Source organism: Thiomicrorhabdus sp. (assembly GCF_963662555.1).
GTDB lineage: Bacteria > Pseudomonadota > Gammaproteobacteria > Thiomicrospirales > Thiomicrospiraceae > Thiomicrorhabdus.
On sequence record NZ_OY759719.1, the window covers coordinates 1,519,965 to 1,546,573 of the forward strand.

Consider the following 26,609-nt stretch of genomic DNA (forward strand, 5'->3'; position numbering starts at 1 on the left):
CCTAGTTGTTTTCTAAAATTGATTCAGAAGATTCTTTTGTGTATTACGTATTGTTCGGTACAATCAGTACATTATCTACTCTATATAGCAAAGGGCATAGCATTGTCAGAAGAACATAAGGCAAAGTCGCGTTTTAATCTTATTGTTTTGTTGCTCTCAATAATGGGAGTGATTTTTTCTTTATCTGGTTATATTATTGGTAATGCATTTTATCAAGGTTCACTAAGTGCGTACGGTGTTAGTTCTATTAGTTTCGAACCGTCTACTGAAGAATTATACCTCCATGCTTTTTACTATCTATCGTTTGTATGGATTGATGTCATAAGATATATAGCCGACCTAGTAAGAATGGCAGAAAGAGAAAATCTATTGAACTGGTTTGTATTCATGTTTATTGGTTTAGTAGTTTTACTCGCTTTTATTTTTGTAATTTTTAGAATAAAACCGCGATATAAAGAGATATTGAAAAGCTTAATTAAGAAAGTCGAAAAGCTATATTTATTTCTATATGCCGAGTTAAAGAATACAGCTTTTTCAATGGTTGTATTTGTTGGGCCAATCTTATTTATGGCTACCTGGGTATTAGTTCCTTCCGATGCTTATAAACGAGGTGGAAAGCAAGCAGATATAACTATCACGGAGTTTTTAGAAAAAGGCTGTTTTACTAAGGAGGGTGAACGCTGGAGTAACTGTAAAGTTTTAAAAGACTTTAGTGGTAATGTGATTTATAAAGGAGTTTTTGTAGCACAGTCAAAAGACAAGGTAGCGTTTATGACTAAAGAAGGCTCATTTGTTACAGAAATTCCAAAGGGAGCTGTGATAGAAAATAAAATCTTTACCCAGCCTTATTTAAAATCAGTAAAGGATTGAAATATAAAAGGGGCAGAGCCCTTTTTGGAGGATAAGGCGACTGAAAGAATAAAAGGGAATCCTATCCTTTTATTTAAGATTTACCAGGCCTGGTAAGTTTTTTTAACCATTTAACCCGCTTTTTAGCGGGTTTTTTTGTGAGTTTTTTCGGCGTTTTTTATACCAATTTTTATCCTTTTTTTATCATCTAATTTTTCTTTGTTAGCACAATACTATTTTTAACTACTAATTACTTTTGAGTATTTACTTAGCTTGCTAAGTTAAATATAATACTTAGCAAGCTAACTAATAAGAAGTTGTTTTTATGAAAAAGTATCTACAGCAATCTAATCACGTTTCATTAGTAGAAAAGCTAGGCTACATTCATAGACAGTGGCGCAGTATTATTGATAACGAACTGTCGCCTTTAGGTTTAACGCACCCGCGTTGGACGGCAATGTGGAAACTGTGGCGAATGGGTGGCGATGTTAGTCAGAAAGTGCTTGCAGATGCCTTAGAAATTGAACTTGGCTCTTTAATGAGAACTTTAGGACAGTTGGAGGCACAAGGTTTGATTGAGCGACATACTAGCCCAAATGATAAAAGGGTACGTCTTGTGATTTTAACGCATGAAGGTAGGGGCATTATAAAACAGATGGAAGCCAGAATTATTCAAACTAGAACAGAGCTTTTGTCGAGAATAACGCCCGAAGAGATGGGGGTTTTTGATTCGGTTGTTGAGCGTATTTCTGAAAATGTTCAGCAAAAGATTCAGGCAGAATCTACAGAAACTAAGAAGTAATAGAAGGAATGCTAAAAGTGACACCAGATCAACAATTTGCTCGTCTTGTAAAATATTCTATGGTCTTATTTTTAGTTATTTTAGGGTATTTTATGTTCTCTGATCTAAAGATGCCTCTTACAACTGAAGCAATGGCTACTCGTAATGTGGTTAAAGTTGCCCCTCAAATTAGTGGGCGGGTAAACAACGTTTTTGTTCATAATAATCAAGCCGTAAAAAAGGGCGATATTTTATTTAGTATTGAGCAATCTTCTTACCAATTAGCTCTAGAAACATCACAGCTGGCTTTACAGAAAGCCATTCAAAATAATGCAGAGTTAGATGCTTCTATCAAAGCAGTTATCGCCCAAATAGAGGCAAATAAAGCCACATTAATTCAAGCAACACGAGATGCAAAAAGATTGGATGCTTTGTATAAAATTAAGGGGGTTTCTTTACAATTAAGAACACAAGCCGACACGGATGTAACCACAGCTAAAGCTCAACTTATGGCTTCTAAAGCCCAATTATTAAAACTTAAAGTTAGCAGGGGTCGTCTTGACCAAAAAAATCTTAAATTGCGCGAGGCTAAAAACCAAATAGCACAAGCTAAATTAAACCTTAGTTATACTCAAGTTCATGCAGAACAAAATGGTATTGTGACTAATTTGCAGTTAATGCCTGGCAGTATGGTTAACCGCAATGAGCCTGCATTGGCACTTGTTTCTGATGGTGTTGATATTATTGCCGACTTCCGTGAAAAAACACTTCAAAAAGTGACTAATCAAACAAAAGCCTGGGTTACCTTTGATTCGGATCCTGGTGAAATTTTTAAAGCGACCGTTACCAGTCGTGATGCAGGGGTGAGTGAAGGGCAGTTTGATGCAAATGGTATTTTAGCCACACCCATTAAATCAAACCGTTGGATTCGTGATGCTCAAAGGATGAGATTGCACCTTAAACTAGATGATAAAACCTTGCCTCTGTTAGCAACAGGTTCTTTAGCAACCGTACAGATTAGGCCTAATAATGTTTTGTACGGTTTTTTAGCGAGATTACAGATTAAAGCCATTGCACTTATGCATTATATCTATTGAGAATTAACATGATTATTCTTAAAGATATTCCCTTAACAGAGAACATGCTAAGACGCAGTATTCGTGTTGCTTTTGGAGCAACCTTAGGTTTTGCAGTATGCAAAATATTGGGTTGGGATTACGGCGTGTTTTTTACGATATTCCCTATTTTATTATTGGGGTTAGTTCCTAAAATGAATGGCCATGCGGCACGTCAATTACTTTTTTCTTCTGCCATAACGGGGATAGAAGTTGGTATTTTAGGCGGGCTATTTGGTACACATCCAGGAATGATGATTCCGATTGTTTTTGTGCTGTTTTTATACCGTTTTATTAGTATGTCAAAAGGAAGTTTATTTTTATTTGGAGCAACAGGCACGGTAAGTTTAAGCATTATGCTGCATTTTGCAAGTTACCAAAATACGGATATCAATGACATGATATTTACGAATTTTATTGCCAGTATTATTTCTATCATTATTGCCTTTGTATTGATAACAGTTATTCCAGACAAGGCTGAAAATGCACCAAAAAAACCAGATACAAAACAGACAAATCGAATTAGGCATGAAGCCCTTATGGGTGCGAGTGTTGCAACGTTATCTTTTGTAGCGTTTCAAGTTTTTGATCTTTATGATTCACTTTCAGCCCAAGTAACTACCGTTTTATTGCTATTTCCTATGCACTGGAACGGTTCTTTAACTTACGCCAGACAACGCTCAATAGGGTCTATGATTGGTGTATCTTATGCACTTATTGTTCAACTTTTACTACAAAATTGGTCAGATACATTACTGTTTGTGATTATGTTTTTATGGCTAGGTACTTTAATATTTGGTCAATGGCATGTTAAAGAAGCAGCAGGTTCAGGTGTTGGCTTTAGTGCGATGACTACTTTAGCGGTTCTTTTTGGCATGTATCTCACACCACAAAATGATTTGGTTTACAGTTCTTTATATCGTGTTAGCAGTATTACCGTAGCAATTATTGGAACACTAATTGCCATATATTTTATGCATTATTTACTTAATCAATTTAAGTCAACGAGTTTCTCAGCAGCCACAACATAAACGGTGCATCAGAAGATTCATTTTAAATTGGATTTATTCTACGCCAACAAATTGTTGTTCTAAGGGCATACCAGGCCTGGTAAATTGTAATAAGGAAAGGTACGCTATTCTCAAACTTTACTCTAACCCCACTTACATTACCCAAATTACATAGCAGTATTAAGCTACCACACCCCGCAAGGGGGTATAAAGGCCTAGTAGGTTATGTAAATGAACCCGCTTAGTAGTTTTATTATGCTGGTTTTATATTGGGTTATATAAATCCAATTCGTAGTTTTATGTGTATGATGATTGAATAGCTTTAGAGTTATTTAATTTTAATCTGATCTTAATTATTTGAATTGGACAAGGAGAAAATCGATGCTAGTCACTTTTCGAACTGAAGCACATGCTGGGATAACGATGTTTGGTGATGTTGCAAAACTCATGCTAAAAAAAATGGGGCACAGTGAAACAATACCTGGTGCAATCCTAGCTGAGGATGTTCCTGCAGTTCTTGATCGTTTAACCAATGCAATTAAAGTTGATGCAGGTACCAGCACTGAAATCAATAAGAGTGCTTGGGATGATCAGAGCGTTAGTCAGCAAAGTCGAGCGATGCCTTTAATTGAATTATTAAAGGCAGCTGCTGAGCAAGAATGTGATGTTATGTGGGATAAAGCTGGAGCCACTGAACCTGGAATTTCAATTTAATAAAAATAATTTGAGCCAGAGTAAAATTAAATCGAATAATTGGGGTCAGAGTAAAATTAAATCTATGAATAATTGGGGTCAGAGTAAAATTAAATCTATAACTTGTTGAAAATAATAGATAAAGTAAAAATAACTTTACTCTGACCTCAGTTATAAGCCATTCATAATGGCAATCTAAACCCTATTTAAAAACGACCAGGCCTGGTTGTTTTTTTAATAAGCCTCTGTTTTTTAGCGGGTTTTTTATTAATGTGACTATGTATCTTTATCATGTATGATACTGATTTATATGTATTATTTAATTTCATTCTCTCCCTTATTAAAGGGCATGGTTTGAACAATTCATAAAGGTTACATAATGAAAAAAATATTTAATATTCTCTTCTCTAGCGTGCACCTAATCGCGTCTGTCATTCTTGTTGTTTTATCGCTGGTTATTATGGGTTGGTCTGTTTATGAGGTTGTTTCTAAAATAGACGAACCGATTGATTTTATTCCGTTAATGCTTCAATCAGTTGGTGCAATAATCATAGCTGCGGCGATTATTGATGTTGCTCAATATATGATGGAGGAGGAGGTTTTTTTAAATAAAGAACTTCGTAACCCTGAAGAGGCCAGGCGCACTATTACAAAAATTATTGTCATCATTACCATTGCCGTGAGTATTGAAGGTTTGGTTTATATATTTAAAGCAGGCACGAAGGATCTTACGCTTTTGCTGTATCCAGCATTACTTATTGTGGTGTCTGCTGTGTTAATTGTGGGGTTAGGGGTTTATCAAAAACTGAGTGCAACAATCGAGAAGACTGAGAAAAAGAGTGTATAAGCTTATTATTGGATTAATGTAACACTTAACTAATAATTGAAATAATTGGGGTCAGAGTAAAGTTATTTTTACTTTATCTATTATTTTCAATAAGTTATTGATTTAATTTTACTTTGACCCAAATCAATTAAAAGTTACCAGGCCTGGTAAATTGTATTAAGGAAAGGTACGCTACTCTCAAACTTTACTGAAAGATGTTTCTCTATCCGTTAACTTATGAATCCAGAAAACTTAAAAAAACTCGTTGAAGTCACGATGCCTTATGGAAAATACAAGGGTAGACTTATTGCTGATTTACCCGGAAATTACCTTAATTGGTTTGCACGTGAGGGCTTTCCGCCTGGTAATTTAGGGCAGTTATTGGCTTTAATGCATGAGTTGGATCACAATGGTTTAAAGCAACTTCTTGACCCGTTAAGAAAATAAGCTATTAGCAGAAAAGGGGGTAAAGTTCTTTTTTACGTTTTTTGTTCATCTTATTCATTTTTATATTTTCTTTCGCAAAGGGTGAAGAATTTGGTTTTTCATCCAACTCTGTTAATATCGATACTGAACGTATAGTCAAACCAATCTCATTGAAGGAGAATAACATGGCTCATAAAATAGTATTGATATGCACAACATTGGTAATGCTTTTTTCAGTTCAAGCATGGTCTGCAGAAAATTCTAAAAGTGATTTGAAAGTGAAAATCACTGATAAGATAGGCTCTGTAACGCTAATGCACAACGGTAAACCTATAGTCGTCCAGCGTAATCAAAATCCCGAAAACACCATCATTGAAGATTACGCATTAACATCAAGAAACTGCCCGCCTTTTTGTGTTCAACCTATGAATTTATTACCAGGGGTAACTACAATTGGTGAGTTGGAGATGTTGGATTTTCTTAAACGCAAATCAGATGGTGATAAAAGTCTATTAATTATCGATTCACGAACGCCTGACTGGGTGGCTAAGGGAACCATTCCTACAGCGATTAATATTCCATGGACTCAACTGTATAGAAAATCTTCAAGCTTTGAAGCCTTTGTGGTTGAAGGGATTTTAACCGATCGTTTTGGTGCCAAAGTGGAAGACGGAATTTGGGATTTTTCTAATGCAAAAGACCTTGTTATGTTTTGTAACGGCCCTTGGTGTGGACAATCGCCAACCAATATTAAAACCTTGGTGAGTATGGGTTATCCGGCACATAAAATTTTTTGGTATAGAGGCGGAATGCAAGCTTGGAATGCTCTTGGATTAACAACCGTAAAACCATAATAAACCTTAAAATACGGGTGCGTTTATCTTAATTAAAAGGTCATTACCAGGCCTGTAAATTTTTTTTGAGATAAACGTTTACAAACAATAACCCGCTTAGCAGTTTGTTAAGCGGGTTTTTTTATGTCTGTAAAGAAGTAAAAGTAGACAATCAGACCTATAGGTTGTTTTTGTTCAGTGATAAGTTATTTTAATTTCTTTCAATAAGAAAATATTATAAGATTCTGCCCGAAATAAAAATAGGTGAAAAAAATGTCTGATAAAACACAAAAAAGTATTAAAGCTTCGGCATGGTTTAAATACAGCATTATTGCTGCATTACTTTTGTTAGCTCCAATTACATTGATCAATCAAATAGTATTGCCAATGGTTAGTGCTTAGTTGACTATATAAATAATTATTATAAAAAAGTAATTATTATAAAAAAGTAACGATTATAAAAAAGTAACGATTATAAAAAGCCGAGTTATCTTTTGAGGTAACTCGGCTTTTTTTATGGCTTAAAATTAGGAAAGAAATGTTTTTCAACGCTGAATTATCTTGCTGGTAAATAAGTCTATGCATTATTTTTTTAGGAGGTGATTAAGTTTGTTGGTAACTATGTGTTGTTTACGATACGATGAAGGATGTTTTTATATTAAATATATTTAAAGAGTCTCGATGATGAACCAGATTGTTACTTTGAAGCGAAAGATTAATTTACACCTTGTAACCTTTATTTTCAGTTTAATTTTGTTTGTGCCTCAACAAAGCATGGCGGATACCTTAAGAATTGCAACGGATGAATGGTGTCCTTACGACTGTATTGCTGCTCAGAATGATGGCAAAGTTGGTTATATGGGTGATCTTTTGGTTGCGGCTATGCAAAGTCGAGGGCATAAAGTTGAGTTTGTAGAGGTTTCATATTCTAGAGGCCTAGAACTGGTTAGAGAAGGCAAATTAGATGGGACGATGGCTTGCTTTAGAGAGGAAGCACCCGATTTTGTCTTTCCAAAAACGGTTCAAGGAATAAGCAATAGCACTTTCTTTAGTCGCAATGATAATGATTGGCGTTATACAGGAGTAGACTCACTTAAGAAGGCTAAAATGATCGGTGTGATTAAAGGGTATGACTATGTTGATCCTGTGGTTATGGATTATATAAATCAACACCCTAACAATGTTTTGGAAATCACGGGCGAAAAACCTCTAGAAAGACTGTTGCAGATGTTGTTGGCGGGGCGTTTGACTGCGGTTATTGATGATAAGATGGTTCTTGAATACAAAATACAACAGATAGGACATGCTGATCAGGTTAAGGTTTCTGGCATGACTGCCGCGGTGATTGATGTTTATACAGGCTTTTCTCCAGCACTTCCAAAATCTAAGCAATATGCTCAGATTTTGGAAGAGGAAATTGAAAAAATGCGTAAAAGTGGTGAGTTGCAAAAAATCCTGGCGACTTATGGTATCCAAGATTGGCAACCATAAGTTTAAGTTAGACGATTATGTTCAAATATAGGCATTCCATTGCACTACATTTATTAGTAGTTATTTTTGGTTTTTATTTTATTGTCACGCTACTGGTTACCACCATTCAGCTATACAAAGAGTACGAGAACACTAAAAAAACGTTCTACCAAGAAATCCAGTTATTGCCAGCTACTTTTAGCCAGGGGATAAGCGACTCTGTCTGGACTTATAATGAAGAATTACTTGAATCCATTTTAAAAGGTGTTTACAACATCCCGATTGTTGTGGGCGTTGAAGTAAAATCTGTTGATCACAAAATGAATTATAAAATCGGTGCGGTATTAGATGATCAAGCACGTCCAGTATTTTATGACAGCCAAGGAAAGCTTTCTAAACCAACAGAGACCGGCTTGGGTTCATCTTCTCTCTTCGGTCACACTTTTCCAATCACTTATAACGGGCCCGCTTTCAAAGAACCGCAATATTTGGGGCAAGTGACCCTTTACTCTAATGAACGTCTTGTTTTTGAGCGAGTTAAATACGGTTTCTTTTTGATTCTGATTAACTCAGTTGTGAAAACCTTTGCACTTTGGTTAATTATTTTTTATTTCATCAAGCGTTATTTGGGTAAACCTCTCAATGAGTTTACCGATAAGATTAAGAATCAAGATATCAATGAACCTAAACCAATCACTTTAGAGCTACCTTGGTCTGATAAGAATGAAATACAGATTCTGAAAGGCAGTTATAACCAAATGATTGAAGAGCTAAATACCAAACAGCAGGCATTGGTAACGCTTAATGCCGAACTAGATCAAATGGTTAAAGTTCGCACACATCAGCTTGAAAAGGCGAAAGATGAAGCTGAAGTACTTGCTTCTACAGATATGTTAACCAACTTAAAGACACGTCGTGCTTTTTTTGAAATAGGCAATCATCTATTTAATGAGGCCACACGTACTGGTGATCATTTGAGTATGATTATGATGGATATAGACCACTTTAAAACAATCAATGATACTTATGGGCACTCGGCCGGAGATAAAGTGCTTGCTACTTTTGCTCAAACAATTTCATCGCTTGTTCGTACTTCAGATTTGACTGGGCGAATTGGCGGTGAAGAATTTGCCCTGATTCTAGCCAGAACAGATGAACAGGGTGCTAAGCAGTTAGCGGAAAAAATTCGTCAGGCATTTATGGCTATTCAAGTGGAATACGAGGGACAAATCATTACCAGTAGTGCTAGTTTTGGTGTAATTGAAGCCGATACAAAAGCTTTCACTTTGGATGAAGCTTTAGCTTTATCGGATCAGGCACTATATGAAGCTAAGCATCGAGGTAGGAACCAAGTAGTCTGTTACAGTGAGCTTAACTCAGTGTCTTGAACAAATAATAGACAACAACAGATATTAATAATTCGATCAATAGGGCAGGCTCGATTGATTTGATGTCATAAATAACCAGGCCTGGTAAATTTAAAAATACTGTTATTTATGATTGGTTCAGAACTTATTTAGAACTCAAATAAAAGACACAAAAAAAGGAAGCAATTGCTTCCTTTTTTATTGGCTTTTGAAACCATCACCAGAGTATGCTCTAAAATGATCAAAAATCTCTGAATCAGATTCCTTTTCTAGAAGACCAATACATTGTTTGTTGAACCACATAACGGTTTTTTACTGTATTAGACGGCACTAAATGAGTACATCTAATCATTTATGGTAGGCTAAATTAAATCAAATTGCATATTGGGTATGGTTCTGTTGAAGTATGCTTGGAGAATTTAATTTTTCTATTTTCAAGGATTCTTTCAGGAAAAAAGAATGAACCATTGCAACTGTTTCAATCTTAACAAGGCATTGCTTTTTACAATTTTGCTAATAAGCCTAGTATTTACTAGTCGAGTTTATGCTCAAGCCCCAAATATTACTTGGCAGTTGTATAGCATTGATAAAGGTCAGCAGTTTGACCCTCGTCACCCCGAGTCTATAAATAATCTAAAAAAAGTGGATGATATTTCCTTAGTAGGTGGTCATTACTTATATTCTGGCGAGGTGAAGATAAATCGAGATGACTTTTATGTGGTCGATTTCAAAAATACATCCACGATAGACCATTTTTCTTTTTATCTTTACGACCAAAAAAATAGACTGATTGCCAATGCATCTGGTGGTAGTGGCAGTAGTGAGCCAAACCCGTTTTTTCTTCGCCATGGGCGAACATTTCATTTGAAACCAGGGGAATATAAACTGCTTGCAGAAGTATCTTCCCCTTATTTTATTGCTGAACCAGTTCCCTTTGTTGATCACCTTGCCAATTATGAGCAGGAGATTAAAATTGGCAATGCCATAGTCTTGATTGGTATTGGTATTTTCCTGTCGATGGGAATTTATTACGGAGCACTTTCTTTTGCTCGTTCGCGTAATACAGAGATTCTTTACGCTTTATTTATCTTTTCTAATTTGTTATTTAATGCGGGGGCTCACCAGGTTCTTTCCCAGCTATTTAACCTGCATAATTTTTATCTGATTTCCTTTCCCATCGTTATTTCTAATTTTATTTATGTACTCTTCGTTATGAAGCTTTTGGAAATACACCCAAGAAAAAACAAAAAACTTTATATCTGGGGAATCGCGACCCTTATTGTTCTGGCTTTATTTGCACTGTATGCAATTTTGTCACCACATTGGGTGAATGAGATGGCTCGCTATGGCGTATGGGGTTTTTTATTATATGGATTAGTAGCAGGTGTTACTTGTTCTATTCAAGGTAGTGTTGTGGCACGTTTATATTTAGTTGCTCTGGTGGCTTTCATCGCCCTTGCGAGCATGGCCACTTTGCCAACTAAATTGGGCTCAGATACCATTTACGTTGAGCACTATGGATTGGCAGCTATTGCAGTAGAAGCTATTCTGCTTGCACTGGTACTCACTTATCAGGTTGGTAAACTTTACCGTGAGCGAATGAGTATGTTACTACGGTTAGATCATAGTAATAAATTGGCTCATACCGATGCTGTGACCCAAATTCCAAATCGACATGCTTTAGAAACTCAATTGGATGCAATGGCACAACACTCCTCTTTAACTTATGTTGATATGGATAATCTGAAGTACTACAACGATCGTTATGGGCATGCAAAGGGGGATGAGATGTTAACAACTTTTGCTAAATTAATGCTTCAAGGTATGGATAAAGAGGGCTGTATTTATCGAGTGGGTGGAGACGAGTTTGCAGTAATCTGCACCGATGGTGATGAGAAAAGGGTGCAGACTTTAATTGAGAATGTTGTTGATGAAATGAAACAACTTGGTTTTGATAATGTTGGTGTGAGTTCTGGTGTAGCCTTTAGGCATGAGGTAACGAACACATCAGAGTTAAAACATTTGGCGGATATGCGTATGTACGAAAATAAACGACAACGTAAAATGCAAAACAATTACCGAGCTGATATGGCCAGATAAGTATATGATTAAAGGTTAACTGAAAGCGTTAATAGAGTAATCACTCAAATTTTAGACACAAAAAAAGGAAGCAATTGCTTCCTTTTTTTATTGGCTTTTGAAACCGTGGCTATTGATTAGATAGCAACGATGTTCTCAGCTTGTGGACCTTTAGGACCTTGAGTTACTGTGAACCCAACTTGTTGACCTTCAGCAAGGGTTTTGAAACCGTCACCAGAGATTGCACTGAAGTGAGCAAAAACATCTGGACCAGATTCCTGTTCTAGAAAACCAAAACCTTTTGCTTCGTTGAACCACTTAACGGTTCCTTTTACTGTATTAGACATAATAATGTACCTGTATTTTTAATAGATTTGCGTCATAAAAAATATGACTTGTATAGCAGTGGAATTTTGACTTTACTTTAAAAACTTCAGGACGGGTAATACGAATAAAACAACGAAATGTAGGATATAAATTGTAGGCTTTCTTTCTTGCTGGAACTGACTATACATAGATTACTGCTTAATGTCGAGGTTTATATTTTTTATTTTTGATTGTTAACTTTTTGTACAGGAGCTTGTCCATTAGTCGTTTCTCATACAATGGTTAAGCTGGGTTAATAAGGGTATAAGTTTTAATTGTGCGACAATTTGTCACATTGTTTTTGACCCCGTTATGCATAAAAATGCTTATCTTTAAAATTAACTCAAAGACAAGAAGTAAACCGTCATGAAAAAGAAAATTATTGCCTCAATCATCACGACTATGATGTCGCCTGTGATTTATGCCCAGGAACTTCCACCAATCGAAGTTATTGGAAGTTCGCAAGAGATTAACAAAGAAAAAATATCTAAAGATGATATTGAATCAAAAGTTAGCTCAAGTAGTGATGTTGCAGATATTCTGATTGAATCTCCGACTGTTTCGGTAAATCAAGCGGGTGGTATTTCTGGCTTTCCAGTTATTCGTGGTATTGCTGATGATCGTCTAGACGTTCAATTAAACGGTATGCCATTATTGTCGTCTTGCCCAAATCATATGAATACACCATTGTCTTATACTTCGCCTTCACAGGTTGATTCGATTGAAATTTACCCAAGTATTACACCAGTAAGTGTAGGTGGAGATAGTATTGGTGGCAGTATTTTAGTGAAGTCAGATACGCCTTACTTTGCCCCTACATCAGAAACGGTTACCCAGGGTGAAATAGGTGCTTATTACCGTAGCAATGGAAATGCTAAAGGTGGCAATGTTTCGGTTACTACAGCCAGTGATAAGCTGAGTCTGACTTATAAAGGCAATGCGGCAACGTCTGAAAACTATTATGCGGCGAGTGATTTTAAAACCTTTACCACGACGACTAAATCTACATCAGGTACCGATTTTACTTCTGGAACAGAAGGTACTACAACCGATAAAGATGAAGTGGCTGGAACCGCTTATGAAGTGATTAACCACAGTCTTGGTTTTGCCTATAAAGGTGATGATAGCCTTTTTCAAGCAACTGTTACTAAGCAGTCTGCTCCTTACGAGCAATATCCAAATCAGCGTATGGATATGACAGATAATGATAGTACGAAATTAAACCTGTCTTACGACAAATCATTGGATTGGGGTGAGTTGAAAGTATCCGCTTATAAAGAGCGAGTTGACCATGAAATGGCCTTTATGGATTATAAAATCCAAACACAAATGCCAATGGATACTGCCAGTGACACAATAGGTGCAAAAGTCTCAGCAATTATTCCACTTGATTCATCGAGTGAGCTAAATGTGGGAACGGAACTTCAACAATTTACCTTGGATGACTATTGGGATCCAAACCCTGCATCAGTTGGTATGAGTCCAAATACTTTTTGGAACATCAATAATGGTACGCGTGATCGTTATGCGGCATTTGCTGAGTGGACTAAAGAGGTTGATAAGTGGAAAACTCGTATAGGTGCACGTTATGAAATGGTGAATATGAATGCGGATGACGTTAATGGATATCACGATTCTGATACCTTCACTAAAGGTATGATGACGATGACCACTAATGAAGCGACTCAAGCAGCGGCTTTTAATGCATCAGATCGTTCTGTTACTGATCATAATATTAATGTAACTGCCTTAACCAGTTATAAAGACAGTGATAACTTTGATATAGAGATGGGCCTTGCACGTCAAGTTCGCTCACCAGATTTATATGAGAGATACACTTGGTCAACTTGGCCGATGGCTGCGGTAATGAATAACTTTGTAGGTGATGGTAATGGTTATGTAGGTGATATTAATCTTAAACCTGAAACCGCTTATACCGTTAGTGCAAACTTTGATTGGCATGCTGCAAACCAGAAAGATTGGGGCTTGCAAATTATGCCGTACTTCTCGCATGTTGAAGATTATATTGATGCAGTGGCATTAACAAGTAACAGTACATTTAATGTATTGAAGTACACTAACCAATCAGCCCGAATTTATGGTTTAGATATTGCAGCAAATCGTAAACTTGCAGAGAGTGCTTATGGTGATTGGCAGGTTAAAACCAAAGTAAATTATACTCGCGGTACAAACTTAGAAACGGATGATAATCTTTATAACATTATGCCGCTTAATGCCACAGTGACAGTAATGCAAAAATGGAAAGGTTGGAATAACGCAGTTGAATGGTTATTGGTCAGTGACAAAACTGATGTTTCTGAAGTTCGCAATGAACTTAAAACAGCAGGTTATACCTTGGTTAATTTAAGAGCGAGTTATGGTTGGAAAAACACACGTATTGATTTTGGTGTAGAGAACTTATTTAACCACGCTTATGATTTGCCAACAGGTGGTGCTTATACTGGTGAGGGCAAAACAATGTCTATGACAGGTATTCCACTGCTTTCAGTAGCAGGTAGAGGCAGAAGCTTTTATGCTGGCTTAAATGTTAAGTTCTAACTGGAATTTAAATATAAAGAGTTAGAGCTTTATAATACGCAGGCAAGGTAAAATGAAATAAATTTACCAGGCCTGGTAAAAACACAAAACCCCGCTAAACAAAGTATGTTTAGCGGGGTTTTTTATTTGTTTTTGTTGTTTAGTTTTCTATGCTTATTAATTGTTTACTTAATTGCTTACTTAATTGTTTGGTTGATAATCAATCAGTGCTTAAGTTCTTTTCAGAGCATGGCTTGATGTTGTCGACAATTATTAAACACAAGTGGATATTACCTTAAACCCGTTAGCCGAAAGAACGTGATTCAGTGAAATTGTAACTTGCTTTCAGATTTGAATTTACAAACTTCAAGTCAAAGGTATTTAAATCAAAATTACGGCCACCGGGTTTAAATGTTTTTTGGCAATTAGAGGCTAGTTAACATTAATACTGTATGCGATGTTTTTCAATTTTGTGAAATTGCATCAAAACCACATTAAACAAAATAACATCTAAAACGATATTAAAGAGTAAGTAAAACGCCGTTTGGTAATGTGATAAAAAGAAAGGTAAACCAATATCTTGAATAAGATGAGAAACAATAATGTAGTTAACAATAAATAAAGGAATACTAAAGATAAGTGCTTTTTTAAACGCTTGTTTGCCTGGTGAATACAGTGTTTGTGTTGCTTCCATGTTGTGCTCCATTTAATAATCCTTATATTTCATTTCAATATTGCATGTTGAATTTTAAGCAATCTATCTTATGGCAATAAAAAGCCTTAATTGCTTGAAAAATCATGACTTTTGATAAGAAAAAGAAAGCAGTCCTTCATTGTTTGAGTAGTTACGACAGAATTTGTATTTACCAGGCCAGGTAAATGCAAAATCAAACTGTATTCAAAATTGTGTATTGAAGTGATTTATGGAGTGATTTATGAAGTGGTCAATGAAGAGCTGAATAAATACGCTAAAGAACCAGTATCCGTAATCTATATCCATAAACCCATATCCATAACCCCATATCCATAACCCCATATCCATAGGCTTGAGTCAATACTGTTCTCGTTTACGGAATAGTCCAAATTCAGTTTTACCAATCTATGGTTATTTATTAGTATTTGTTAAAGTCGCTTATTTATTAGGTTAAGAGGCTTATTTATTGAGTTTAATAACGTATTTTAGTGGTGTATCATATCGTTTATAGCCTTAAGAAAATCAGGCTATTTATAAAAATAAATTAGAGGAAAAGTATAGGTATGCAAGATTTAATAGAAAAATTAAATATAGATCAATATATTCCAGTGGTCTTAGAAGGCTCTACGAATGTATTGTTTGCAGTCTTAATTTTAATTGTTGGCCTCTTTGCGGCAAACAAAGTAAAAGCGATTATTATTAAAGCAGCTCAAACATATCAAAATTTAGATGACACTTTGTTTAGTTTTTTAGGCAATGTAGCAAAATACATTATTTTAGCATTTGTCATTATTGCCGTTTTAAACCGTTTTGGTATACAAACCGCCTCTATTATTGCTTTATTAGGTGCAGCAGGTTTGGCTATTGGTTTAGCTTTACAAGGTACTTTAACCAACTTGGCAGCTGGAGTGATGTTGCTAATGTTTAGACCTTACAAAGTGGGCGATTTTATTGATGCGGCAGGTAAGTTTGGTAACGTTACTGAAATAGATTTGTTTACCACTATTTTACAAACGTTTGATAACCAGCAGATTATTATTCCTAATAGTCAGATTTGGGGCAGTCAAATCATTAACCATTCGCACCATGATATTCGCGGTGTAGACATGACTTTTGGTGTTGCCTATAAAGAAAACACCGACGAAGTGCGTAAAGTGATTAATTCAGTGTTAGAAAATCACCCCCATATCTTAAAAACGCCGGCTCCTTTTGTTGAAGTATCTACTTTGAATGATAGTTCGGTTGATTTCATTGTTCGTCCGTTCTGTAATGGAGAACACTATTTTGATGTTTTGTTTACAGTGCCAGAGTTAATTAAAAAGGCATTGGATGAAGCAAATATTGAAATACCTTTCCCGCATCGCAAAATCATTATGGCAAAAGAAGGTGAAGAGTAATTGAATTCAATATGATGACACCTAAGTCCATGTTGATTATTGTAAGTAACTCATTGAAATATTTATCTATTATTTATTTTTAGATTAATGTTTTAATCACGAGTATTAAAAATTCTTTTCCATTTTACCAGGCCTGTATATTCTTTACAGGCCTGGTAAAATCCATGCAAAATGTTGTAAACCGTTTTTATTTTGTACATAAAATCTAGCCAAAAAAGTTGATTGAAAAATGATTATAGAATTTGCCTGGTTTGCATAAGTTAAAGTAATTGGAATACCGTATTTTTATAGGCTAATCTGCTTTAGACATCCGTTTTTAATCTACCTAGGAGAGCATGATTATGTCTTTATCTCGAGCTGCTTTTTTGCAACTTTTATTTACCTTTTTTGTTTTAACTTTTTCAATGCCAAGTTCTGCTGAAGCTTTAAATAATAAAGAAGCCATGCAGGGTCTAAAAAGCATGCACGTTATTTATGATATTCGTAAATCTAATCCCAATATGATGCTGGTTTATTTAAAAGGGATTGAATCTAACCGAACCAACTTAATTAAAGAGGGCGTGGAACCTCATCAGAGAATCATATTTATTGCTAAAGCCGTTAAGTTTATTACCACCGAGCCTTCTGAAGAAGTTGCAATGGAATATGGTCCAGTTTTAAAAGAAGTGGCTGCACAAATAGCACGTTTAAATAAACTGGGTGTCAAAATGGAGGTTTGTTCTGCCGCTACCGCCGCTTTTGGTGTAGATAATGCAACGATTTTGCCTGGTATTAAAGTGGTACGTTCTGGATTTTTATCTGTAATGGGCTGGCAAGCGCAAGGTTACCAATTAGTGCCAGTGTATGATTAGTTTTGGATAGAAATATTCTTCAAAAAATCACTAAAAAAATAATTAAAAAATTTGTATAAAAAAGAAAACCACTTTTTTAAATTAAATTTATAGCCTGCATTTGCAGGCTTTTTTATATTTATGATTTATTTAGGCGTTAATTCATTGATAATGAAGCTACATAAAAATAGATTGGAATATAAATGCTTAATATAGAAATCCCAGGAAATAACCAACTTACTTTAGAGCACCTAGTTTTAGACTATAACGGCACCATTGCTTGTGATGGTTTGATTAAAACAGGGGTTCTCTCTAAATTGCAGGCTTTGTCAGAAAAATTGCAGATTCATGTGATTACAGCCGATACTCATGGATCGGTTCATGAGGCTTGTTCAGGTGATTTTATTAAAATTCATGTGATTGAAAAAAGTCACCAAGATAAACAAAAACAGAATTACATTGAGCAACTTCAAGCCAAAACTTGCATAGCTGTTGGTAATGGGTTTAATGATGCCTTTATGCTTAAAGAGGCGGCTCTAGGAATTGTTGTTATGCAAGAAGAGGGCTGTGCGACCAAAACCCTTATGGCCAGTGATTTAGTGTTTACCTCTATTGAAGATGTTTTGGATTCCTTGCTGCAACCTAAACGAATTATTGCCTCCCTAAGAAATGGATGATAAAAACCGCTAAATAAAGAGACTGCAAAACAAAGAAACAGCTAAACAAAGAAAATCTTTAACAAAGAAAAATAAAAAACAAATTTACCAGGCCTGGTGTCGCCACTTTTAAAGAGGTTGGTAAATTTTGTTTAAATGTAAAAAATTTAACTTATTTTGAGCCACGATAATTAAGTATCGAAATAGGAACCACTTTTTTAACCGGAAACCCTTCAATCTCTTTACGTTGAATAATGTGTCCTAACAGGCTTTCTATAGCACACAGGTTTTTAAAATCGTCTTTTGAAACAAATGAGATTGCTTCACCTGAATTACCAGCACGGCCTGTACGACCAATTCTGTGAATGTAATCTTCTGCCGGGTAAGGTAAGTCATAATTAATTACGCGGCTGAGATCTTCAATATCAATTCCACGAGCCGCAATGCCTGTGGCAATTAAAAAAGCCAATTTACCGGATTTAAAGTCTGCTAAGACTTTTTCGCGAGAGCCTTGGCTTCTTCCACTGTGAATGGCCTCTGCTTTAATGCCACGCTTTGCTAATTGCTCTACTAATTTTGCCGCAGAATGTTTTTTCTCTACAAAAATCAGTGCCTGATTCCATTGTTGCTCTTTAATCAAATGGCTTAATAAAGCGGATTTTTTATCTTTATCTACGGTGATTAACCATTGGTTAATTTTAGGTGCGGCTTTCTTTTTTGGTGATACAGAAATTTCTGCAGCATCATCGTACACCGTGTCAGCTAGGTAACGTACATCATCCGTTAAAGTTGCAGAAAAGAGTAGACTTTGGCGGTCACCTGGTAAGCGGTCAATGATTTTATTAAGATCGTCAATAAAACCCATATCCAGCATTCTATCGGCTTCATCTAATACTAAAAATTCTAAATCATCAAAATACAGATCACGTTGATAAGCTAAATCCAACAATCTGCCTGGAGTGGCGACCAAAATATCAACGCCTTTTTCTAGTTGCTGTTTTTGTGGCTGAGAAGCGACACCTCCATAAACAGCCAGAGAACAGAGATTGAGATTTTTTGCATACTGCTTAACATTGGCTTCAACCTGTACCGCAAGTTCGCGTGTAGGTACTAGAATTAATGCACGAATAGACTTTGAACGCAGTTCTTCATTAGTATTTAATTTTTCTAATAGAGGCAAAACAAAGCTGGCTGTTTTTCCTGTGCCGGTTTGTGCTGCAGCCACTAAATCTTTACCCGATAAAATAATCGGTATTGCCTGTTTTTGAATATCTGTAGGGGTTTTATAACCAAGTTCAGAGATAGCTTGTAAAAGGGGATCACTTAATCCAAGTTGTGAAAATGACATAAAAACCTCAGGGTTATAAAGAATGACTAGGCCGCTTTTGTTAATGAGAAAGGGCTTGAAGAGTTAGACTTAAATTAAAGGGAGTGATTTGAGTAGAGTTATAAAAAGGCATTATAGAGCAAGCCCGTCATAAATGATTTTTTTAGCATTTTATTTGATTTTATTTTTTGTGATATTTACCAGGTTTTATCGTTAAGCAAAATTGATTGAAAATATTGAAAAACCCTATTGGATGTATTGAAGAACCCTATTGGTATTTAGCAAGTTTTTGAGCTGTAATGAATTAACGTTTAATTTTAAGGGTTCTAAAAATCCTTTTAGTAAGCGGTTTTTTAACAAAAACACTTAAACTTAAGTTTGGAAGAGTTATGTCTGCACATGTATTTGCTATTGCGAACCAAAAGGGTGGAACAGGTAAAACTACGCTAAGTATGAATTTTGCGGCGGGCTTATCTCAACGCGGTAGAGTATTACTGATTGATGCCGATCCTCAAGGGTCAGCAGTGCAGTGGAGTAATATGGCTGCTGAGGACAAACCTTTTCCTGTATCGGTTATCTCTGTTGGTGGTCATTTAGTTCGTGAAGTTGAACGGTTCGCTAAAGATTATGATTTTGTGGTAATTGATTGCCCACCAACGTTAGAAACTGGCGTAATGCAGTTAGCCATGCAAGTCTCTAAAACGGTCTTAATTCCTGTACTGCCGTCGCCTGTAGATTTATGGGCGAGTATTCGTATTATAGAAGCCATTGAGCAAGCTAAGATTAAAAATCGTCAGTTGCAACCTTATATCGTGGTCAATCAGTTAGAACCACGCAGTGCTTTATCAAGTGCAATGAAAGAGGCATTAGATGAATTTGATATTACCGCATTAAAAAATGGCATAAGGCGTCGTGCGGTTTATCGTAATGCAGCGGTGGATGGATTAAGTGTTTATTGCGTTGGAAAGCGTGGTGAACCTGCCGTAGAGGAAATAAATGAAATCATTGGAGAGTTATTATGACTAATACAACAACAGGTTCTAAATTAGCTCAAAGTGTTCGTCGAGCAAAAGACAATAAAACGACTGATGAAAATACGGTCGAAGAAACACCAAAAGCGACCACTACAAGCCAGCCAAAAGCAACAACCAAGAGAGTTGCCAAGAAGCCTACGGCTAAGACTGCAACTAAAACAACAACTAAACCAGCTGAGAAAACAACAGCAAAAACAACGACAACCACCAAAACCGCTTCAAGTAGTGGTTCTCAAAAACAAACGACTGAAACTGTAACGAGAATGCCATCAAATAGAGTGTGGCCTGATTAACAAGTAGGTAAGTTGTAAAGAATTAAATGGCCGTTTTGTATTGAGTTAGGAGTTTTAAGTGGTTAAAAGTTACGATGATGTTTATAAAGTAGTTGAGGCTGCTGTTAATGCTTATATGCAAAAACAAGATTCTACAGAAATTGCGTTTGAAATTAACGACAATGGTTCTTGTACGATTGTGAATAAGCAAAACCGTAAAAAGTTTGTGTTGATGTTTGCACAATTTGCGGATGAATTTAAAGTAGGGTTTGCCTTTTATGAACCCGATGAGTTGGGTAATATTGATAGCCCAGAGTGGATTGAAGACACTTTTAATTATGACTTTAATGAAAAGTTTGTGACTACATTGATTACAGAGCATTTAATTTAATTTTTTGAACTAAATAATTCCCAAACAATAGAATTTACAGGCCTGGTAGTCTGGTCAGTCGAGTAAGGTTTATACGAGTAAGATCCATAATGGATTGGCTTTATAAATCGTTGCACAATAGCACCCGCTAAACGTTTAGTTTATGCGGGTTTTTTATTTGTTTTATGTGTGTTTATTTTCTGGACAAAAATGAAGTATAGTATTTTATTTGCACTGTTTTAGTTGCTTTAGTTTTTTAGTAAGGGGGTTATTTGATGAATTTAGTTGAGATTGCTCAAAAGCGTTATGCCACAAAGAAATTTGATGCCAGCAAACGTATAGCAGATGAAGATTTTGAGCAGATTAAAGAGTTGTTGAGATTTAGCCCTTCTAGTGTTAACTCTCAACCTTGGCACTTTATTATCGCCGATAACATAGAAGCCAAAAAAAGACTGACCAAAGGCACACAGGGTGTTTATGGTGCCAATGAATCTAAGGTGTTAGATGCTTCTCATGTTATTTTGTTCTGTTCTAAAACTGAAATGAGTGACGACTATTTGCAGCACTTGTTAGCAAATGAAGATAAGGATGGACGTTTTCCTCAGCCAGAAAACAAAGAGTTGGCTGGTAAGGTAAGAACCTTTTATGCGGATTTGCATAGAAAGGAATTAAACGACACGCAAAGTTGGATGGAAAAACAGGTTTATCTAAATATGGGCACAATTCTATTAGCGGCTGGCGTGTTAGGGATTGATGCAGTGCCCATTGAAGGTATTGATATAGCAGTAATGAATAAAGAGTTTGGCCTAAATGAAAAAGGCTACACTGCAGTGGCTATTATTGCTTTGGGGTATCGTCATGAAGACGATTTTAACGCGGCATTACCAAAATCTAGATTGCCAGAAGAAGACGTTTTTACCGTCTTAAAATAAATCTTAATACAAGGCTGGTTAACAAAACCAGCCAGTTTTTTTAAGTAGAAAACTACTTTTAATTACTTGATCAATAAGTCTTTATTTATAATTCAACCTTAATTTTATTAAAGTTGCTTACCCATTTTTGTACTTACTTTTTTTAGCTTGTCTGTTTTAGTGCTTTTTGCACCATATTTTATATAAGAATCTACTAATCCTTATCTTTTATAATTAAGTTTAAATAATAACTAATTGTTAATACAGTGTATGTGTTTATCGGTATTATTCTTGCTTATAATGCTTAATTTTATTGCTAAATTTTTGATTGAGTATTTATGAATATAGAGCTCTTGGATACGTTATGGGTGTTGTTGAGTGCGATTTTGGTCGCACTAATGCAACCAGGTTTTACAGCTTTAGAAGCAGGGCAAACACGAGCTAAAAACTCGATATCTACAGCAATTAAAAATTTAAGCGATTTTTTAATTTCTTTTATCATCTTTATTTCCTTCGGTGCGAGTTTAATGCTGGGTTCAACCAGTAATGGCTGGTATGGATGGAACCATCTATTTTTCTACAATGATGATTTACAAGACATTGTGTATGTTTTGTTTCAGGCGATGTTTGCCTCAACTGCGGTAACCATTATCTCTGGTGCTATTGCTGAAAGAAGTCGTTATTCCACCTATCTATTGATTGCCGTTTGGATTTCATTAGTGATTTACCCTATTCAAGCTCATTGGATTTGGAATGAGAGCGGCTGGTTAGCCCAGTTAGGGTTTGTGGATTTTGCAGGTTCAACCGTAGTGCACTCTGTTGGTGGTTGGGCGGCACTTGCCGCTATTATGGTTATTGGCCCGCGTTTAGGGCGCTTTGAGCTGAGTAATGGTTTTGAAAAATCAAATTTAGCATTTAGTGCTTTGGGTGTTTTTCTTATTTGGTTGGGCTGGATAGGCTTTAATGGAGGCAGTATGCTTACATTAAACCAGCAAACAGCGATGGTTATTTTAAATACGCTTATTGCTGGTGCTGTGGGAGGATTAGCTGGGTTGGTGTATAGTCGTTTGAGTCGTGGTTATTACGATGTTGGCAGTATTATGCATGGTATTCTTGCAGGCCTGGTCTGTATTACCGCCAACGCAAACTTGGCTCAACCTATAGATGCTTTTTTGATTGGTATTGTGGGTTATCTTTCTTATGAATTGGGTTGTTATGTTCTTATTAGGCTTAAATTGGATGATGCCATAGAGGCGATTCCTGTTCACCTTTTTGCTGGTATCAGCGGAACCATTGCAGTGGCTTTTTTCTATCCAGCAGATCAATTTTTACATCAATTAGAGATTCAATTTATGGGGGTGATAGCGGTAGGGGTTTTTGCTTTTTCAATCACTTATCTGTTTTTAAAAATCGCTAATAAATTTATGCCTTTAAGAGCAAGTGAAGCAGATGAAATCATTGGTATGAATATAAGTGAGCACAAGGCATCAAACTCTATGCATGACTTAGCACAGATGATGCATATGCAAGCTAAATCTCAAGATTTTAACCAAAAAATCTCTGTTGAACCTTATGCTGACGCCGCTTTAATCGCAGAGTTTTATAACAATGTCACCAGTGCATTTAATAAGTTAACCAATGAGAACGAAGGCTTAATTAAAGAAATTGAATACCGAGCAAACTATGACCAGCTTACGGGAGTACCTAAGCGTAATCTCTTGTTTACGGAGATTGAAAAGGCCATAGTTCATCTTGAAATTGAACCTAAAGTTCATGGTTTGTTATTTATTGATTTAGATGGTTTTAAACAGGCTAATGATGAATTTGGCCATGATGCAGGAGATGAGATTTTAAAAATTGTGGCTGCACGTATAAAGTCTATATTAAGGGTTGACGATATGGTTGCCCGTTTTGGTGGAGATGAATTTGTGGTTTTGGTGTTAGATGTTAAAAATGAAACGAATGTTGGAAACCTAACCGAAAAACTAATGAGTGCAATTCGTGAGCCCATTTTAACCTCAGAAAAAAAGTTAATAAATGTGGATAGTTCAGTAGGTTTAAAGGTGTTTGATGAGAAAAACAAAATGGGCGTGGCTGAGCTAATTAAAGAAGCTGATTCTGCAATGTATGTTGCCAAAAGAAGAGGCAAAGGCACTTGGGTTTTAGCCTAAATAAATCACTAAATTTATATTTATCCTAATCTTTATTGAGTATTAAATAACATTTTAAACCCGCTAAACTATTTTGTTTAGCGGGTTTTTTTATGGGGCTTTGCCTGAAAAATTTAAAACTTCTCATAATTTCTCATTGCCGTCTTCTCATACAAAACTCTTTAACCGTATATATCAGCTAATTACTTCAAGATTCATTATATCTAGGTTCATAATATGGTTCATAATATGGCAGCATCTCAACTCATAATTTTATTGACAGTTAAAAAATGAGCTAGATTGCAATAATTAAGCAACTAAAAATTGAGAGCAAATGTACCCCTGAGCGTAGTTAAAATTTAACTGCGACACTAAATAATTCTACTTTTAATAATAAAGGTTGCTTACAAAGCTTATGCCACACCACCATATGCAAAACCACCGACTTGCTTATTTTTTGCTGATACTTACCACCTTATTTTGGGCCGGTAATTTTGTATTGGCTCGTGCGGTTCATGCCAGTGTACCGCCCATAGGTTTGGCATTTTGGCGATGGTTTGCAGTGGCTGTATTTATTGTGCCTTGGGCATGGAAAGAGCTACGCGAACAGTGGCCTGTAATGAAGTCACATCCTTGGTTAATGATAGCCTTTGGCGTTTTTAGTGTTGGAGCATTTAACACCTTGGTGTACATAGGTTTGCAAACCACCACGGCAGTTAATGGTTTATTACTCTTGTCGTCTGGGCCTATGTTTATTTTATTGTTTTCATCGTTAATGTTGGGGCAAGCATTTAAACTTTTTCAGATTATCGGATTGATTGTTTCAGCTGTCGGAGTGTTGCTTGTTTTAACCCACGGTGATTTGTCTAACCTTGTTGGTTTAGAAAGTAATACAGGAGTTCTTTGGGTCTTAGGTGGTGTGATTAGTTGGGCAATTTATTCAGTTTTACTTCATAAAAAGCCAGCAGGCATTGGCGGGAGTGGTTTTTTTGCTGCCACGGTTATTATTGGATTAATTGGGCTCTTGCCTTTCTATTTGATAGAAACTTTTATCCAAAATCGTCCTGTTCATGTTAATTTGGATTTAATTTTAACGGTCGCTTATGTGGCGGTGTTTGCGTCTATTCTTGCCTATTTATTTTGGAATAAAGCGGTTGAAATGATTGGTGCCAGTCGTTCTAGTCCGTTTATTCATTTAATACCTGCCTTTGGATTGGTTTTGTCGGTAATATTTCTTGGTGAACATATGAAACAAACTGATTTTATTGGTTTAACCCTGATATTTTTAGGGCTTGTAGTCGCCGCAGGCAAGTTTGGTTTATCTAAGCTCCAACCGTAAACAACGGTTAGAACTTTCTATTAAACAGTAAACTCAGTTGAAAGCCTGTTTAAAAATTATACCAAGTGGTTTTTTACCGTTTTTACGACATATTTTGTGAAAGAAAATCACGCAGTTATAAACTTTATTGTGACCAGGCCTGGTAAATTAAACGTAATATCACATTAGCAATTTCAGTCAAGATTACACCCATTATTTACTTCAAAATGCATTTTAAATTGTGAGGGAAACAATGACACAAGTAAATTATGCACGCTATGAAGAGAAGATGAATAATGTTTCTAAATTTATTTTAGACCACTTAGACGAAGACCTAACCGTTGAGAGTTTAAGTGAGGTTGCTTGTTTCTCTAAGTTCCATTTTCATAGGCAATTTTCGGCCTTTTTTGGAATGTCGGTTATTCAATATGTTTTGTTAAATAGACTAAAACGATCAGCACAACAGTTGGTGTTTAATACAGACAAAAAGATTATTGATATTGCATTTGATGCACACTTTAAAAATGCGGAATCTTTTTCTAGAGCATTTAAAAAAGTGGTGAATCAATCTCCCTCACAATTCAGAAGAATGCCGGACTGGAGTGTTTGGCATCAATTGTTATCTCCTAATAATATGTTAAGGATGAGAGAGATGGATGTAAAAATTGTTGAGTTTGATAAAACTAAAGTGGCTGTGCTAGAGCATTTAGGAAACCCGTTAAACGTAGAAAAAAGTGTAGAAAAGTTTAGAGATTGGCGTAAAACTACGGGGTTATCGCCAATAGTCTCAAGTAGAAGTTTTGGGATTGTTTACAGTGATCCTGATGTGTCAAATCCTGAAACATTTCGGTTTGATATTTGTGGCGAAATCGAAGTTGATTTACCTGATAATGAATGGGGCGTGATTAGCAAGGAAATATCTGGTGGCCGATGTGCCGTCTTACGTCATATAGGCAGTCTTAATCATATTGGTGAAAAAGTACGTTATTTATATGCCGATTGGTTGGCCGAAAGTGGTCAAGAATTGAGAGATGAACCTTGTTTTTTTCATTACACAAATATTGAAACGCAAGGGAATGAGGCAGAGCTTAAAACAGATATATATCTTCCAATTGTTTAGGCTAATCATAAAGCGATTGAGTCTTTATGTTTAGGGGCTTTCTAAAACCTTGTTGTTATTTTCATAATCTTAATTTTAAATCTTAATTTTAAATCTTAATTTTAATGATAAAAATAGACTGGAATCATTGGGCGAATTAATAAAGCTGCTCAACAAATGATATGTGAATTAATGTTG

General features: G+C 35.8%; 26 protein-coding genes. 23 read left to right on the forward strand and 3 right to left on the reverse strand.

The features are described from left to right. Nucleotides 1-102: 102 nt before the first annotated feature. The 12 genes from ACORJQ_RS06625 to ACORJQ_RS06680 all read left to right on the forward strand — a co-directional run bounded on the left by ACORJQ_RS06625 (nt 103) and on the right by ACORJQ_RS06680 (nt 11,470). On the forward strand, nt 103-870 hold the full coding sequence (locus tag ACORJQ_RS06625) for a hypothetical protein (protein WP_321323043.1): 768 nt from the start codon (nt 103-105) through the stop codon (nt 868-870). 304 nt (nt 871-1,174) lie between these two features. Then, nucleotides 1,175-1,651, forward strand: coding sequence for a MarR family transcriptional regulator (locus ACORJQ_RS06630; RefSeq protein WP_321323044.1), 477 nt, complete (start codon nt 1,175-1,177; stop codon nt 1,649-1,651). A gap of 8 nt (nt 1,652-1,659) precedes the next feature. Beyond that, nucleotides 1,660-2,727 carry an HlyD family secretion protein gene (locus ACORJQ_RS06635; protein WP_321323045.1) on the forward strand — a complete coding sequence of 356 codons (1,068 nt, stop codon included), beginning with the start codon at nt 1,660-1,662 and terminating at the stop codon, nt 2,725-2,727. A gap of 8 nt (nt 2,728-2,735) precedes the next feature. Next, complete coding sequence (locus tag ACORJQ_RS06640; protein ID WP_321323047.1) at nt 2,736-3,776, forward strand: DUF2955 domain-containing protein; 1,041 nt, start codon at nt 2,736-2,738, stop codon at nt 3,774-3,776. A gap of 360 nt (nt 3,777-4,136) precedes the next feature. Then, on the forward strand, nt 4,137-4,469 hold the full coding sequence (locus ACORJQ_RS06645; protein ID WP_321323048.1) for a DUF1840 domain-containing protein: 333 nt from the start codon (nt 4,137-4,139) through the stop codon (nt 4,467-4,469). A gap of 358 nt (nt 4,470-4,827) precedes the next feature. Continuing rightward, nucleotides 4,828-5,295 (forward strand): hypothetical protein, encoded by a 468-nt coding sequence (locus tag ACORJQ_RS06650; protein ID WP_321323050.1) that lies wholly within the window; start codon nt 4,828-4,830, stop codon nt 5,293-5,295. A gap of 216 nt (nt 5,296-5,511) precedes the next feature. Continuing rightward, complete coding sequence (locus tag ACORJQ_RS06655) at nt 5,512-5,721, forward strand: DUF3820 family protein (protein WP_321323051.1); 210 nt, start codon at nt 5,512-5,514, stop codon at nt 5,719-5,721. A 164-nt stretch (nt 5,722-5,885) separates the two neighbouring features. Then, nucleotides 5,886-6,554, forward strand: coding sequence for a rhodanese-like domain-containing protein (locus tag ACORJQ_RS06660; RefSeq protein ID WP_321323053.1), 669 nt, complete (start codon nt 5,886-5,888; stop codon nt 6,552-6,554). 252 nt (nt 6,555-6,806) lie between these two features. After that, on the forward strand, nt 6,807-6,935 hold the full coding sequence (locus ACORJQ_RS06665) for a hypothetical protein (protein ID WP_321323055.1): 129 nt from the start codon (nt 6,807-6,809) through the stop codon (nt 6,933-6,935). A 279-nt stretch (nt 6,936-7,214) separates the two neighbouring features. After that, a complete protein-coding gene (locus ACORJQ_RS06670; RefSeq protein ID WP_321323057.1) occupies nt 7,215-8,024 on the forward strand; it encodes a substrate-binding periplasmic protein in 810 nt (269 codons plus the stop codon). A gap of 17 nt (nt 8,025-8,041) precedes the next feature. Next, entirely contained in the window at nt 8,042-9,391 is a 1,350-nt protein-coding gene (locus ACORJQ_RS06675; protein ID WP_321323059.1) for a GGDEF domain-containing protein, read from the forward strand. Between the two features lie 438 nt (nt 9,392-9,829). After that, nucleotides 9,830-11,470 carry a sensor domain-containing diguanylate cyclase gene (locus ACORJQ_RS06680; protein WP_321323061.1) on the forward strand — a complete coding sequence of 547 codons (1,641 nt, stop codon included), beginning with the start codon at nt 9,830-9,832 and terminating at the stop codon, nt 11,468-11,470. Nucleotides 11,471-11,586: 116 nt separating this feature from the next. Here the strand turns inward: ACORJQ_RS06680 and ACORJQ_RS06685 are convergent, their stop codons facing one another. Next, nucleotides 11,587-11,796, reverse strand: a complete 210-nt coding sequence (locus ACORJQ_RS06685; RefSeq protein WP_321323063.1) for a cold-shock protein — start codon at nt 11,794-11,796, stop codon at nt 11,587-11,589. 385 nt (nt 11,797-12,181) lie between these two features. Between ACORJQ_RS06685 and ACORJQ_RS06690 the strand changes: the two genes are divergently transcribed. Beyond that, the gene (locus ACORJQ_RS06690; RefSeq protein WP_321323064.1) at nt 12,182-14,374 is read left to right on the forward strand and encodes a TonB-dependent receptor; all 2,193 of its coding nucleotides are present in this window, start codon (nt 12,182-12,184) and stop codon (nt 14,372-14,374) included. 421 nt (nt 14,375-14,795) lie between these two features. Here ACORJQ_RS06690 and ACORJQ_RS06695 read toward each other — a convergent pair whose 3' ends face one another. Continuing rightward, nucleotides 14,796-15,047, reverse strand: a complete 252-nt coding sequence (locus tag ACORJQ_RS06695; RefSeq protein ID WP_321323066.1) for a hypothetical protein — start codon at nt 15,045-15,047, stop codon at nt 14,796-14,798. A gap of 563 nt (nt 15,048-15,610) precedes the next feature. On the opposite strand from ACORJQ_RS06695, the gene ACORJQ_RS06700 reads away from it, so the two are divergent. From ACORJQ_RS06700 to ACORJQ_RS06710, 3 genes are all read left to right on the forward strand, one after another. Continuing rightward, a complete protein-coding gene (locus ACORJQ_RS06700) occupies nt 15,611-16,444 on the forward strand; it encodes a mechanosensitive ion channel family protein (RefSeq protein WP_321323067.1) in 834 nt (277 codons plus the stop codon). Nucleotides 16,445-16,785: 341 nt separating this feature from the next. Continuing rightward, nucleotides 16,786-17,295 carry a DsrE family protein gene (locus ACORJQ_RS06705; protein WP_321323069.1) on the forward strand — a complete coding sequence of 170 codons (510 nt, stop codon included), beginning with the start codon at nt 16,786-16,788 and terminating at the stop codon, nt 17,293-17,295. Nucleotides 17,296-17,477: 182 nt separating this feature from the next. Then, a complete protein-coding gene (locus ACORJQ_RS06710) occupies nt 17,478-17,951 on the forward strand; it encodes an HAD family hydrolase (protein ID WP_321323070.1) in 474 nt (157 codons plus the stop codon). Between the two features lie 151 nt (nt 17,952-18,102). Here ACORJQ_RS06710 and ACORJQ_RS06715 read toward each other — a convergent pair whose 3' ends face one another. Next, a complete protein-coding gene (locus ACORJQ_RS06715; protein WP_321323072.1) occupies nt 18,103-19,278 on the reverse strand; it encodes a DEAD/DEAH box helicase in 1,176 nt (391 codons plus the stop codon). Nucleotides 19,279-19,646: 368 nt separating this feature from the next. On the opposite strand from ACORJQ_RS06715, the gene parA reads away from it, so the two are divergent. The 7 genes from parA to ACORJQ_RS06750 all read left to right on the forward strand — a co-directional run bounded on the left by parA (nt 19,647) and on the right by ACORJQ_RS06750 (nt 26,432). Beyond that, nucleotides 19,647-20,279, forward strand: a complete 633-nt coding sequence (parA, locus tag ACORJQ_RS06720) for a ParA family partition ATPase (RefSeq protein ID WP_321323074.1) — start codon at nt 19,647-19,649, stop codon at nt 20,277-20,279. Further along, nucleotides 20,276-20,584 (forward strand): hypothetical protein, encoded by a 309-nt coding sequence (locus ACORJQ_RS06725; protein WP_321323075.1) that lies wholly within the window; start codon nt 20,276-20,278, stop codon nt 20,582-20,584. Before parA ends, ACORJQ_RS06725 begins: the two co-directional genes overlap by 4 nt. Before the next feature lie 58 nt (nt 20,585-20,642). After that, nucleotides 20,643-20,954 (forward strand): hypothetical protein, encoded by a 312-nt coding sequence (locus ACORJQ_RS06730; RefSeq protein WP_321323078.1) that lies wholly within the window; start codon nt 20,643-20,645, stop codon nt 20,952-20,954. A gap of 254 nt (nt 20,955-21,208) precedes the next feature. Then, nucleotides 21,209-21,865 (forward strand): oxygen-insensitive NAD(P)H nitroreductase, encoded by a 657-nt coding sequence (gene nfsB / locus ACORJQ_RS06735; RefSeq protein ID WP_321323080.1) that lies wholly within the window; start codon nt 21,209-21,211, stop codon nt 21,863-21,865. Nucleotides 21,866-22,182: 317 nt separating this feature from the next. Beyond that, complete coding sequence (gene amt, locus ACORJQ_RS06740) at nt 22,183-24,015, forward strand: ammonium transporter (protein ID WP_321323082.1); 1,833 nt, start codon at nt 22,183-22,185, stop codon at nt 24,013-24,015. 394 nt (nt 24,016-24,409) lie between these two features. Next, on the forward strand, nt 24,410-25,333 hold the full coding sequence (locus ACORJQ_RS06745) for a DMT family transporter (protein ID WP_321323084.1): 924 nt from the start codon (nt 24,410-24,412) through the stop codon (nt 25,331-25,333). A gap of 232 nt (nt 25,334-25,565) precedes the next feature. After that, entirely contained in the window at nt 25,566-26,432 is an 867-nt protein-coding gene (locus ACORJQ_RS06750) for an AraC family transcriptional regulator (RefSeq protein WP_321323086.1), read from the forward strand. Nucleotides 26,433-26,609: the final 177 nt, after the last annotated feature.